Below are 13,542 nucleotides of genomic sequence, written 5' to 3'. Positions count from 1 at the left end.
GATCCGTTGCGCTTAGCGAGCGATGCCGACGATCGTCACGGCGCCTCGCTTGCGCAGCGTCTCGGAGGGCAACTCCCCGAAAAGCTCGCGGTAGCGCACCGCAAATCGCCCGAGCTCACGGAATCCCAGACCGAGCGCGATTTCCTTCACGCTCGATTCTCCCACTTGGCCGATTTCCAATCGGCGCTTCGCCTCGTTAAGTCGGCGCAGCTGAAAGAAGCGGTGCGGCCCGATGCCGATGCTTTTTTGAAATGCCGCCTGCAGGGTGCGGGGACGGACATGGAGCTCCGTGCATAGCGTCATCACGTTCGGAAAGATTTTCATCCGGTCGTGCACCTCGATCGCCCGCTGCACCAGCTGGCGCTTCCCGCCGGGCGTCATGCCCTCGGCCGGCCCATGATCCAGGATCGCCAGAGCGGCACCGAGAAGCAGGCGATCAAGCTCCTCTCCACTGACCATGTGTCTCCCACGCACCGCGGCATCAATTGTCTCCGCCAGTTTCCCCGACAGATGGCGCAGGGAGTCATCGTGAAATTTCATCATTCGATGCTCCCGACCGAACTCGATCGACCGGATGGCTTCATCGGAGAAGTCTGCTTTCACCAGCGCCTGCTGCAACTTTGCATGCTCGAGCACCATCACCATATGCCGGTGGCCGGGGGCAAAGCGCACGTCGATGAGCTCGCCACTCACGCTGCTCGGAACCAGCGAGCCTTCCCTTTCCTGGCCCCACCAGCGCGTTCCGCGTTCCATCACCGGAATCGCCAGGGCAAATTTCTGCTCTTTGAGCGAGCCTAACGCAAAGGTCCCCGAGTCGTAGCATTCGCGGTAAACGATGCTCGATGGGGTCGCCGCGAAATCCACTTCCATCCGCGTTTCGCCTGCCTCCAGTTGGGTGAACTCCAATTCATACAACTCACTGAGCGAGCGACCGTGAGACTCAATATTTCCCTCCAGGCGCCCGCTCAGGACTCCCGGGGTGATCGCTTCTTCGGCTGACTTGCTTGACTCGCTCTCCGCTGCCACCCGCGGATCATCCCGTTCGATATCCTGCGCGTCAACACCCCTCTGCGCATTTTGCATACCCTGCACCCTTGTCATATCCCGCTGTCAATTCAGGGTGGCTACGGTGAAGGGATGATCCATCCCTGATCCACTTATCCATCCATTAACATATGAAAGCAAACATCGGAGCGCTCCTGCTCTTCGCAACCGTCGGGCTTTCGGCTGCTCAAGACGCCGAAAAACCCAACATCCTCGTGATTTTCGGGGATGACATTGGAACCACCAACGTCTCCGCCTACGGCTTGGGGATCGTCGGCTACCAGACGCCAAATATCGACCGCATCGGCCGCGAAGGCGTGATCTTTACCGATTACTACTCCGAGCAGAGCTGCACCGCCGGTCGTTCAACCTTCATCACCGGTCAGTGCACCTACCGCACCGGCATGTCGAAAGTCGGCCTCCCCGGTTCGCCGATCGGCCTCCAGAAGGAAGACCCGACCATCGCCGAACTCCTCAAACCACAAGGTTACGCGACTGGCCAGTTCGGTAAGAACCACCTCGGTGACCTCGATGAGTTCCTGCCAACCGCCCACGGATTCGATGAGTTCTTCGGCAACCTCTATCACCTCAACGCCGAGGAGGAGCCCGAGCAGTTCAACTACCCGCAGGATCCGGAATTCAGGAAGAAATACGGACCGCGCGGCGTGATCAAATCGTCTTCCGACGGCAAGATCGAAGACACCGGCCCGCTCACCAAGAAGCGGATGGAAACGGTTGACGACGAAACCTCCGCCGCAGCCATGGATTTCATGGAACGTCAGGTGAAGGCCAAAAAGCCGTTCTTCTGCTGGTTCAACGCAACCCGCATGCACATGTTCACCCACGTTCGTCCTGAATACCGCGACAAGCCGGGTCTCACCGCGCGCACCGAGTATGCCGACGGCATGATCGAGCACGACGGCCATGTGGGCACGCTTCTCAAGAAGCTCGACGACCTCGGCATCGCCGACAACACCATCGTCATCTACACCTCGGACAATGGCCCTCACAAGAACTCCTGGCCGGATGCGGGTCTCAGCCCGTTCCGCTCGGAGAAGGAAACCAACTGGGAAGGCGCCTTCCGCTCTCCTGCGATGATCCGCTGGCCCGGCAAAATCAAGCCAGGTCAGATCTCCAATGAGATCGTCAGCGGTCTGGACTGGTGCCCGACCCTGCTCGCCGCCGCCGGCAATCCCGATGTCAAGGATCAGCTCCTCAAGGGCTACAAGATCGGCGACATGAACTACAAGGTGCACCTCGACGGCTACAACATCCTTCCTTACCTCACCGGCAAGGAGAAGGAGTCACCGCGTCGTGAATTCATCTACTTCAACGATGACACCGAACTGGTGGCCATCCGTTTCGAGAACTGGAAGCTCGTCTTCCACGAACAGCGCGCACCCGGCACACTCCGGATCTGGGCTGAGCCGTTCACCGATCTGCGCATGCCGAAGTTCTTCGACCTTCGCGCCGATCCTTATGAACAGGCCGACATCACCTCGAACAGCTACTACGATTGGGTCCTTCGCCGGACTTACATGATCGTTCCTGCACAGCAGATTGCCGCGAAATTCCTTAGCACCTTCAAGGAATACCCACCGCGCCAAGCTCCCGCCTCCTTCAACCTCGATTCCATCATGAGGGAGATGAACGAAGCGAAGAAGTAAGCCAGCCTTACAACTGAAGCAATTCCCTCCGGGTGGGTCCAGCAATGGGCCCACCCGGTTTTGTTTTCCGGAGGTATCGAATCGTTCTCCAAGCCGATCGACCCGCGATTGCGGCACTCTCAACTTTACCCGCCGCTCGACCACTCCCACTCTCGCCGCAGCCAGCCACGGCCAGCCCATTTTCCCACATGAAAAAGAAGACCGCCAAACGGGCGGCCCGCCCATCTCCGAAGTCCACCTCCGTGGAAACAGCCCCGCCTGTTAGCCGTCTGCGACTGCTGTCTCCGGCTGCGCTGCTCTTTGCCTCCGGATTGGCGGCGCTCGTCTATCAGATCCTGTGGATCAAACAACTTTCGCTCGTGGTCGGGGTGGACGTCCATGCCGTGAGCACCGCGGTCAGCGCGTTCTTCGCCGGACTCGCGCTCGGCAGCCATGTCTTCGGCCGCCGCGCCGACCGCATCGCCCGCCCGCTGCGACTCTACGCCTTGCTTGAAGTCGGCGTCGCCCTGCTCGGCGTGGGAGCTACCCTCGCACTTGCCCACTCCGCCTCGCTCTTCGCGCAACTCGAACTCCGCACCGGCCCGCTTGCCTGGCTGCTGCCATTTCTACTCGTCGGGGCGCCCGCCTTTCTGATGGGCGGCACACTGCCGGTGCTCGTCCGTTCCCTGGCTCCAACAAAGGACCAACTCGGCACCGCCGGTGGACGCCTCTACGCCGCCAATACCGCCGGTGCGATTGCCGGAGCCTTGCTCACGTCCTTCTATCTGATTCCCGCCTTTGGGGTCATCGGCTCGTCGCTATTTGCCGGGGCCATCAACCTGCTCGCGGGCCTCGCTGCTTTCCTTCTCGTCCAGAAATCACAGCCGCAGGCGGTCGAAAGCGATCAGCCCCCGACTTCATCGAAAACCCTGGCGCTGTGGCTCTACGCCGTCGCCGGCGGCATCGCCATCGGCTACGAAGTCATCTGGTCACAGGCCATCGTCCAATGGACCAGCACCCGGACTTTCGCCTTCGCGGTGGTGCTCGCCACCTACCTGCTCGGACTCGTCCTCGGCAGCGCGTTCTTCGCCCGCCGCGCGGATCGATCCCGCGATCCGTGGAGCACCTTCGGCCTGCTGATCGCCGCCGCCGGTGTGACCGCCTTGCTGGCGCTGGTCCTTTCGGGCGAATGGCTGCGGGATTTCCAGGGCGTCGTCGGCGACTGGGTCTTCAAAATGACCACCGTCGAAAGTCTCGCCCGCGCCTCCGCCTTCGTCGCCGCCGCAGGGTGGTTGGTGCTGGTTCCGACCATCCTGTTAGGTGCCGCCTTCCCCGCCGCGCTGCGCTTGATCGTTGATCCCGCCAGCCCGGGAAAAGACACCGGACGGATCGTCGCCTACAACACCGTCGGCGGCATCGTCGGCACCCTGATCACCGGCTTCGTGATCGTGCCCTGGCTCGGCGTCGAACGCGCGCTCGCGCTGATGGCCGTGGCCGCTGCCGCCGTCGGCATCATCGCGGTGCTCCGCGGCAATGGCGTGCTGGCTTTCGGCCGTCGCGCGACCCTTGCCTGCGCGGCCGTCGCCGTGATCGCCGCCCTGCTGCTACCCAGCGACCACCTTGCCCGACTGCTCGTCAAATCACGCGGCGGCGAAGTGGTTTTTCACGAGGCCAGCAGCGGCGGAACGGTCGCCGTGCTCGAACAAACCAAGGGCACCAACCGCTTTCGGCGACTCTACATCTCGGGCGTGTCGAACTCCGGCGACTCGATGACTTCTCAACGCTACATGCGCTTGCAAGCGCTGCTGCCGCTCATCATCCACCGCGGTGAACCGAAGTCCGCGCTGGTCATCGGTCTCGGCACCGGCATCACGGCGGGCAGCCTGCTGCACTACCCCGACCTCGAAAAACGCGTCTGCGCCGAGCTGCTTCCGGCGGTCGTCCGCGCCAGCGAGGAGTTTTCGGGAAATGCCGATGTCGCCAAGGACCCACGCATCGACCTGCGGGTGCGCGACGGTCGACGCGAGCTCCTGCGCAATCCGGAAAGCTACGACCTGATCACCCTCGAACCCCCACCACCTTCCGCCGCCGGTGTGGTGAATCTTTACTCGAGCGATTTCTATCAGCTCGCCGCCAAACGCCTCAACCCGGATGGCCTGGTCGCCCAGTGGCTGCCGCTGCCGACCCAGACCAACGACGACAGCCGCTCGCTGGTTCGCAGCTTCCTCGACGTCTTCCCCTACGCCTCCGTCTGGACGACCGAGCTGCACGAAATGCTGCTGATCGGCTCGCTCACGCCGATGGAACTCGACGTCACCCGCATCAGCGAGCGCTTCCAACAGCCCGAAGTCGCCACCGCCCTCAGCGAAGTCGGCATCCGCACGCCCGCTCAACTCCTCGCCACCTGGGTGACCGATCGTGCCGGCCTTGAACGCTACGCCGGCGACATCCTGCCGACGACCGATGACCAGCCGCGCATCGAGTACGGTCCCTGGGTCGTGCCCGGCGAATTCACCCACTCACTGATCGCCCTCAATGACGAATACGTCCCGCCGCCTCTGATCCATGCCGACGCCTCGCTACTCGCCGAGATCGAGCGCGACCGCGAAATCCTGCTGCGTTTTTACGAGGCCGGAATCTACGGCTACCAGCAGGATCCCGAAAAGGCCCGCAAGGCCCTGATCTGGGTCATGCGCCGCGATCCGGATAACCCGTATTTCCGCTGGTTCACCGGAGCCGGGCCTGGCGAATGATCTCGGCGGTCTCACCAGCCGAGCTCGCGTTCCCTCTCCTCGACTTCCTGCTCCTTTTTCTGCTCGCTCTCGAACGGATTCTCCACGACCGGCTTCTGATAGATCACCTGACCGGAGCTATCGGTCACCGTCTGCTCCATCAGGCAGCCACTGACTGACAGGCCGCTCACAAGTATGATTGAAAGGCCAGCCGCCTTGGTGATGATCATTTTCATGAGCCCCATCGCATAGAGATCTTCCCCGGAACTCAAGCGTAGAGAAAAGCATGGCTTCAGGCCTCCATGGCATCACTCCGCGTCCCTCACAGTCCACGCTTGTCCCCGGTTCCAGACCTTTCCAAAGCGGATAGCGCATCGGCTTCGTAAGAAATGCCTCAGTCATTTCGTAAGCTGCGCCCCAAGCACACTCTGCCATGAACCTGAAATCGACCTGGACTCTAACATTACTTTTCACGATTTTCTCGATCACACTCCCTGCAGGAGCCGCCGAGGATATCAAAACAGTGCTCATCACCGGAGCCAACCGCGGTCTTGGCCTGGAATTTGCGAAGCAGTTCTCGCAAAATGGCTACAAGGTGATCGGCACCGCCCGTTCACCGGAAAAGGCAACCGAGCTCAAAGCCACCGGAGCCGAGGTCCTCAAGCTCGATGTCACGAGTGAAGAAGACATCGCCGCCGTTGCGGAAGCGCTGAAAGGCAAGCCGCTCGACATTCTTCTGAACAACGCCGGCTACTTCGGCCCGACGCTTTCCGTGGGAAAGGGAAACGCCAAGATCAATAATATCACGAGACAGGAACTGCTTGATTGTTTTTCTGTCAACACCATGGGGCCGATTTTCCTCACCCAGGCGTTGCTTCCCAGCCTTCAGCTATCCAAGAGCCCGAAGATCATCAACATCTCCACACGCTCCGGCCAACTCAGCACACCAAGAAGCAAGGCCTGGGGATACAGTGTGAGCAAGGCCGGAGTCAACATGGTCACTTCGAACCTTCACGGCGAACTCAGCAAAAATGGCTTCATCGTCATCTCCCTCGCGCCCGGCCACAACCAAACCGACATGGGCACCGAGCGCGGCCAACTCAAGCCGGAGGAAAGCATTGGAAAGATGATCCCACTCATTGAAAACCTTACCACGGACCAGTCCGGGAGATTCTGGTATTACAATGGCAAGGAACTTCCCTGGTAGGCCGAGCGCCCTGATCTAACAAACCCATCAACTGCTCCCCCAAGCCTTCAGATGAGCCACAAGCCTCTCTTTACCCAGCTTACTCAGGTTGAGCCTTCTGAAATCAAGGGGGCTCTGACCTCCTTCCTCTTCATCTTCCTCCTGATGGCTTCATACACCATCATGAAGCCGGTGAGGGACGCTCTTCCCAGCGACTGGGGAGATGTAAGTTTGGCGCGGCAATGGACCTACACCTTCATCGTCTCCACCATTGCGGTCTCGCTCTACAACGTCATCGCATCGAAAATTTCCCTGATGCGCCTTGTCCCCGGGGTATTCATATTCTTCGCTGCGACCTTTTTCGGCATCTACCTGGCCTATCAATTCGGTGTTCGACCAACGCTGTTAGGTAAAGTCTTCTACGTCTGGAGCAGCGTCTTCAGCTTGTTCCATGTCTCGGTCTTCTGGAGCTTCATTTCGCAGCACTATACGAAAAGCGAGAGCAAAAGGGTCTTCGGCTTCATCAATACGGGTGCCAGCGTGGGCGCCATCGTCGGACCCTTTCTCATCATCCGGCTACCCAGCAGTTTCAGCGTTGAGAACATCCTCGTGATGACCAGCGCCGTGCTGCTTCTCACACTTCCGCTGATCAGGATCCTCAACAACTACTTTCAGGATAAAGAGAGCGACGGACAAAAAAAGATGGTCCTGAGCTCCAATCCCTTCTCCGGGTTTCAGGAGTTGCTCACGCACAAACGCCTGCTGGGAATCGCCGCCTTCCTCTTTCTCTTCACCGCAATCAGCGCATTCCTCTATTCCACCCAGAAGAACCTGCTTGCCGAATTTGACGAAGAGAAGCGGAAGCAGATGCTCGGTTACGTCGAACTGGCCACCAACTCTCTGACAATCATCATCGGCATTTTTGCCACCAACCGCATCGCCAAGAGGTTTGGAATGCCGACGGCTCTATCGATGATTCCCTTCATCGTCGCACTGCTGATTCTTCTGCTCAGCATGAATCCGGCAATCATGCTGGTTCTGCTGCTTCAGGTGCTTCGCAGATCCGGCAACTACGCGATTACCCGGCCGGCTCGCGAAATCCTCTTCACCGCCGTCGATCGTGAAGCTCGCTTCAAGACCAAGCCAATCATTGATGTGGCCGTCTATCGCGGGGGCGACGTCTTCTGGATCTGGATCGTGGCGCTCTTGGGGGACGGTTACTTCAATTTGGGAACCTCCGCGATCCTATGCATCGGAGCGGCCGTGTGCATCGTTTGGGGATTCGTGGGAGTTTATATCGGCCGACAACACGAGCGATCTGAAGCCACCGAGGAGCCATCGCCAACACACTGAGGAAAGGTTTCCCCATCGCCTCTCAATTCTCGCCGATCGACGATTGCACCGACCCTCTCAGCTTCGCCTTTCCGTCCGGCTCCGGCCATGCTACGCCCCCCTGCATGAAGAAGCTCGCGAAGGAGACGGTTACCATCATTCGGCGTACCCTCGGCTACGGACTGCTCGTCACCATCGCCTCGCTGGTCTCGATCGCCGTCTACGTACTCAACCAGCGCTCCGACCTCAGCATCTGGCACGAAGTCGACCTTGATGAGGAATTTGAAGCTAAATCCGACGTCACCGATTTCGCCGGCTACCTCGAGCTTGAGGATCGCCTTTTCGCCCAGCTTGAGGAGGAGGTCTATCAGCAATTGCCACCCGGCAATGCCAGATCCATCAACCGCTACCAGAAGGGCAGCATGGTGGATCCCACCAGCATGTCCACCAACTGGAACCGCAGCTTCGAACTCAAGCAGGCGGAGCCCACCGCAGGCGTCCTCCTTCTCCACGGACTGTCGGACTCTCCCTATAGTCTGAAAACCCTCGGCGAGTCCCTGCATGCCTCCGGAGCCAGCGTCATCGGCCTGAGGATTCCCGGCCACGGCACCGCCCCCAGTGGCCTCGTCGAGATCACCTGGAAGGACTGGGCAGCCGCCGTAAAAATCGCTGCCAAACATCTGAAAGGCAGCATCGGCGACAAGCCGCTTTATCTCGTCGGCTACTCCAACGGCGGAGCCTTGTCCGTCGTCTACGCCCTCCAAAGCCTCAACGACGAATCGCTCCCAATTCCCGACGGCCTCGTCCTGCTCTCCCCTGAAATCGGCATCTCGCGCGCCGCCGGGCTCGCCGTCTGGCAAGGCCGCATCGGTCACTGGCTCGGACTTGAGAAGCTCGCCTGGAACTCCATCTCGGTCGAATACGATCCCTTCAAATACGGCTCCTTCGCCGTCAATGCCGGCGATCAGGCGTATCGCATCACCGCCGAGATCGACAAGCAGCTCGATAAAATGTCGAAAGCCGGAGCACTCGCCAATTTCCCCAAAACCCTGGCTTTCCAATCTGCGGTCGACGCCACCGTCTCCGCCCCCGCTCTGGTCACCCGTGTCTTTGAACGCCTTCCCAAGAACGGTCACGAGCTCGTGCTCTTCGACATCAACCGCGTCGAACTCATCGAACACCTGCTCAGCAAGGACCCGGCCGATGACCTCGACAAACTCCTCAACGGTCCCCAGCGGAACTTCGCCCTCAGCGTCGTCACCAACGCCCCCGACAACGGCAGCGCGACCTTTGACGTGCAGATCAAACACCGCGCGGCAGGACAGTCGGAAATCACCTCGGAATCCACCGACATGAGCTGGCCCGACGAGGTCTTTTCCCTTTCGCACGTCGCCCTTCCGTTCCCCGAATCGGACCCGCTCTACGGCACCGGGGATGGAGGAAAGACTCCAACGCTGGGCAACCGGGCTTTGCGAGGAGAACGCGGCACCCTGCTCATTTCCCCCAACGACATGCTCCGTCAGAAATGGAATCCCTTCTACCCCTGGCTCGAAAAACACAGCCTTGAATTCATCAATCTGGTTCCCAAAGTTCGGCCCGCACCCTAGGCCTTCGAGCGCAACCTCTTGACACTCTCCGTTCGCCAACAATTCTTCCCCCAAATCGCCACCCGGCACGATGTCCATGATCCGTCTCCACCTCACTCTGCTCCTCTGTCTCACCCTCGTCAGTTGCTATGCACCGATCTACGTCCACGAGGTAAAACCGGACCGGCCCGCATCCGTGGTGGTCAGCGAAGCCTCGCTCAAGGCCGCCTCAAAAACCTCGAGAAATGCCCCCCTGGATCAAGCCGCCGCCACCCTGGAAGACGTCCGCATTGCCTATGATCGCCTTGCCGCCGGCGATTCCAGCGCGCTGCACGAATACAACTACCTGACCGCACGCTTCATCGAGCAGATCAGGGAATCCGGCGTCAAACCATGGATGAATGAAGTCCAGCTCGCCGGGCCAAGAACCCGCTTCGTCCTCCGCGGGGAGCAGCCTTCCGACCTCAATGCCGAAAAGCGCGATTTCATTGCCTCCGACTCCATCGAGTTCGCAGGATCCCTCGCCCAGAAGCCGTCGATCGAAGTCGGCGCCGGCGCCCCCTTCCTCGCGCTGCTCAGCGCTCCCCCCACCGAGAATGAATCCTTCGATCAGAACATGCGCTATCGCAACATCACGGCGCTCATTCATTTTCAAGGTAACAAGGCGACCGTCGAACTCAAGGACCCCTACGACGTCGATCAGGTGACCATCGGAGGTCATCGCTACCCGCTGCATGCCGACTTCGGCACCAACGTCTCTTACGCCCTCTCCACCACACGCGTCGACAAGCTCGGTCTGGCCCGACTTCTCAATCCCCAACGTTTCAGCAACACGTGCCGTCTGACCCGTCTCCAGCCCTACGATCCGGACCGCATCCCCGTGCTGATGGTCCACGGCCTCCAGAGCACCCCCGCCACCTGGGTGCCGATGTATTTCGAGCTCATGAAGGATCCGCAGATCCGCAAAAAGTATCAGTTCTGGGTCTTCAGTTACTCCAGCGGCTACCCCTATCCGTACTCCGCCGCCCTGCTCCGAAAGGAGCTGGACCGCATGAACCGTGCCTTCCCCGGCCACAAGGACATCGTGATGATTGGCCACAGCATGGGCAGCCTCTTGACCCGACTCATGATCACCGACGTCGATGACAAATTGTGGGTCAGCTACTTTGGTGAGCCGCCTTCGGCGACCAAAATCACGGGTGAAAGCCGTCACATCCTCGAGGAGTCCCTGATCTTCAAATCACGCCCGGAAGTCTCCCGCGCCATCTTCTTCTCCGGTCCCCACCGGGGGAGCATCATCGCTACCAGCTGGATCGGCAGATTTGGAGCCAAACTGGTCCGCGCCCCCGCCTTCATCGCTGATGCCCGGGACTCCATGGTCAGCATCGCCAGCGCCGACCCCGCCGCTCTCGTCCTGAACCGCGCCCCAAATAGCATCGACACCCTTGCGCCGAACAACCGCTTCATCCTGGCGATCAACAAGCATCCGATCGACAGCCGCGTTCCCTTCCACTCGGTCGTGGGTGACCGAGGAAAGGGCGACACCCCGGACTCCAGCGATGGCATTGTTGCCTACTGGAGTTCCCACCTCGACACCGCGGTCTCCGAAAAAATCGTCCCCTCCCATCACAGTTCCCACCAGAACCCGGAAGGCATTCAAGAAGCCCGTCGCATCCTCCGCGCACACGCGGGTTTGAAAAACTAGGTATCCTGATCTCAGCTCTGAGTTTTAAACCACCGATGCCCAGTCCCCCAACCATCTCGGCCTGGGGCAGCCTGTGGTGCTTGGATGGCCGGTCCACGGTGGCCGGGAATCCTGTCGGCATCAGTTGGTGCGGACCCACGAAGCTTGCCGTCACATTTGAAACGGCTTCGTGAGCCTTTCCCCCTCGGAAACTTTCCGAGCGCTTGAAAAGATTCCCTCATTCATCCGGTAACCATGGGCTACGGATGAAAGCACTCCCCTTCCTGCTACCCCTTTCGCTGCTGATCGCTTCTCCGACCAGCGGCCAAGCGCTTTCCCATCAGCAGGCGCAGCAGGCCGCTGACCGCATTGACTCGCTCCTCAACGCCGACCTCCAAAAGGCACACCTCAAGCCCAACGGCCTGATCGACAACGCCACTTTCCTCCGCCGCGCCTACCTCGGCATCATCGGCCGCATTCCCACCGAGGACGAAGCGCGCCGATTTTACGAAGAAGGCTCCGCCGACAAACGCGCCAGGCTCGTCGAGGAACTTGCCGCATCACCCGGCTTCGATTCGCACCTCTTCAACTGGGCCGGCGACCTCCTGCGGCTCCAGACCAGGCAGGAACAGTTCGGTCTCGGCTGGCACGTCTGGCTGCGTCAATCACTCGCTGAAGACAAGCCATGGAACCAGACCGTCGGTGAAATGCTCAGTGCCACGGGCCACGCCGCCAGCAACCCCGCCGTCGGCTACTATCTGCGTGATCGGAACATGCAACTCGATAACTTCAGCAACACCATGCAGGTCTTTCTCGGCCGCCAGATCGGCTGCGCTCAGTGTCACGATCATCCCTTCGATGAGTGGACCCAGTACGAGTACTACCAAATGGCCGCCTTTGGTGGCGGCTTCACCTATCGCAGTCAAGATGTCGCCAACACCATCAAGCGGGTTGGCTCAGACCTCCATGGCTCGGAGGGAAAAGGAAACTTCAAAGGCAGAAAGACCGCCGCCCAGGCAAAGAACAAACAAAGAGAGGCCCAGAACCGCAATCGCAAGCTCGGCAACCAGCTCCGGCCAGTCTTTAAGGACTTCAATAAGAACGCCATTTTCGACAATCCAAAGCAGCAGCTTTTCCTCCCCGAAGACTATCAATACAACGACGCGCAGCCGAAGGAAGTCGTCGACCCTGAAACGCTCTTCGGCACCCATCTGGAGAATGTCGCACCAGAGGACCGACGCCAGGCCTTTGCGGCCTGGGTCACCGCCGATGACAATCCCTACTTCACAAAGGTCATCGTCAACCGCCTCTGGGCTCGCACCTTCGGACACGGATTGCACGACCCCATCGATGACTGGAGTTCCGATAGCGAGCCTGCCCATCCGGAGGTTCTCGCTCACTTGGAAACCATCATGAAGGACGTCGGCTATGACCTCCGCCAGTTCCTCCGGGTTCTCTATCTAACCAAGCTTTTCCAGCGTGAGTGTGAATCCGAAGAACCCGCCCTCGGCGTCCCTCACCTCGTCCGCGGTCCGGCACTCCAGCGCATGAGTGCCGAGCAACTCTATGATTCCTTCCTCGTCCTCACCCACGGTGATGTGGACGACACCCAGCTCAAATCTCACGCCAGCAAATGGACCGCCTACCGCGAACAAGTCGCGAATCTTCTCAATGCCGATTCCCGGGACCTGATGCGTCGCGCCGAATCCACCCGCCAAGCTGAACAAGAGTTCCGGGACGCTCAAGCCAAGGTCCGTGAAGCTCAGAAGCAGCTCGCCAGCGCGAAGACCCAAGCCGAGCGTAAGCAACTGCAAGCAGCCTATCAGGAGGCCCGCAACGAACAGAGCGAAGCCCGCATGCAGCGCGAACCGCTCAGCATGATGAACATGATGGGTCAAGGCATGCAGAAGCGTGACAAAGGCTTCATCGCCCGCGCCTCGGAGCAGCCCGCTCCCTTCAATCCCAGCACGCTCGTTCGGGAGTTCGGCGGTTCCGACCGGGAGACCCCATCTTCCAGCAATACCACCGCCACCGTTCCTCAAGCCCTCGCCCTGCTCAACGACCCCAAGACCGACATCGCAGCCAACAGGAAGAGCCCGCTCGGGAAGCGACTACTCCAATTGGACTCTCCGAAGGAACGCCTCGAAACCATTTTCCTCACCCTTTACTCCCGCGAGCCGAGCTCCGCCGAGATCGAGCGCTTCACCCCCCTCGCAGCCAATCCCGAAACCCTGCGCGACCTCACCCGCGCCATGCTCACTTCCAACCAATTCATCTTCATCCAGTAAGCAATCCGGACCGCGCGTTCAGCAAGTCCACTCTAACACCTTTC

Annotated in this window: 9 protein-coding genes; 7 read left to right on the top strand and 2 right to left on the bottom strand. The window is 60.0% G+C overall.

The window, feature by feature from the left end; translation table 11 throughout:
- Positions 1-12: 12 nt before the first annotated feature.
- On the bottom strand, positions 13-1,083 hold the full coding sequence (locus ACFQY0_RS04680) for a helix-turn-helix domain-containing protein (RefSeq protein WP_379709692.1): 1,071 nt from the start codon (positions 1,081-1,083) through the stop codon (positions 13-15).
- A 92-nt stretch (positions 1,084-1,175) separates the two neighbouring features.
- Between ACFQY0_RS04680 and ACFQY0_RS04675 the strand changes: the two genes are divergently transcribed.
- Both ACFQY0_RS04675 and ACFQY0_RS04670 read left to right on the top strand, forming a co-directional pair.
- Complete coding sequence (locus tag ACFQY0_RS04675; RefSeq protein WP_379709690.1) at positions 1,176-2,711, top strand: arylsulfatase; 1,536 nt, start codon at positions 1,176-1,178, stop codon at positions 2,709-2,711.
- Between the two features lie 188 nt (positions 2,712-2,899).
- On the top strand, positions 2,900-5,443 hold the full coding sequence (locus tag ACFQY0_RS04670) for a fused MFS/spermidine synthase (protein WP_379709688.1): 2,544 nt from the start codon (positions 2,900-2,902) through the stop codon (positions 5,441-5,443).
- Positions 5,444-5,454: 11 nt separating this feature from the next.
- On the opposite strand, the gene ACFQY0_RS04665 is transcribed toward ACFQY0_RS04670, so the two are convergent.
- The gene (locus ACFQY0_RS04665) at positions 5,455-5,658 is read right to left on the bottom strand and encodes a hypothetical protein (RefSeq protein ID WP_379709686.1); all 204 of its coding nucleotides are present in this window, start codon (positions 5,656-5,658) and stop codon (positions 5,455-5,457) included.
- Between the two features lie 197 nt (positions 5,659-5,855).
- On the opposite strand from ACFQY0_RS04665, the gene ACFQY0_RS04660 reads away from it, so the two are divergent.
- From ACFQY0_RS04660 to ACFQY0_RS04640, 5 genes are all read left to right on the top strand, one after another.
- Complete coding sequence (locus tag ACFQY0_RS04660; protein ID WP_379709684.1) at positions 5,856-6,629, top strand: SDR family oxidoreductase; 774 nt, start codon at positions 5,856-5,858, stop codon at positions 6,627-6,629.
- Positions 6,630-6,680: 51 nt separating this feature from the next.
- Positions 6,681-7,961 (top strand): NTP/NDP exchange transporter, encoded by a 1,281-nt coding sequence (locus ACFQY0_RS04655; protein ID WP_379709682.1) that lies wholly within the window; start codon positions 6,681-6,683, stop codon positions 7,959-7,961.
- Positions 7,962-8,065: 104 nt separating this feature from the next.
- Positions 8,066-9,547 (top strand): alpha/beta hydrolase, encoded by a 1,482-nt coding sequence (locus ACFQY0_RS04650; RefSeq protein WP_379709680.1) that lies wholly within the window; start codon positions 8,066-8,068, stop codon positions 9,545-9,547.
- A gap of 76 nt (positions 9,548-9,623) precedes the next feature.
- Positions 9,624-11,231: an esterase/lipase family protein gene (locus ACFQY0_RS04645; RefSeq protein ID WP_379709678.1), complete on the top strand. Its 1,608-nt coding sequence runs from the start codon at positions 9,624-9,626 to the stop codon at positions 11,229-11,231.
- Between the two features lie 245 nt (positions 11,232-11,476).
- A complete protein-coding gene (locus tag ACFQY0_RS04640) occupies positions 11,477-13,498 on the top strand; it encodes a DUF1549 domain-containing protein (RefSeq protein WP_379709676.1) in 2,022 nt (673 codons plus the stop codon).
- The last annotated feature ends 44 nt before the right edge of the window (positions 13,499-13,542 follow it).

Source organism: Haloferula chungangensis (assembly GCF_042664875.1).
GTDB classification, from domain to species: domain Bacteria; phylum Verrucomicrobiota; class Verrucomicrobiia; order Verrucomicrobiales; family Akkermansiaceae; genus Haloferula; species Haloferula chungangensis.
Note: the sequence above shows the minus strand (reverse complement) of the source record. Positions and strands in the feature narration are given on the sequence as shown.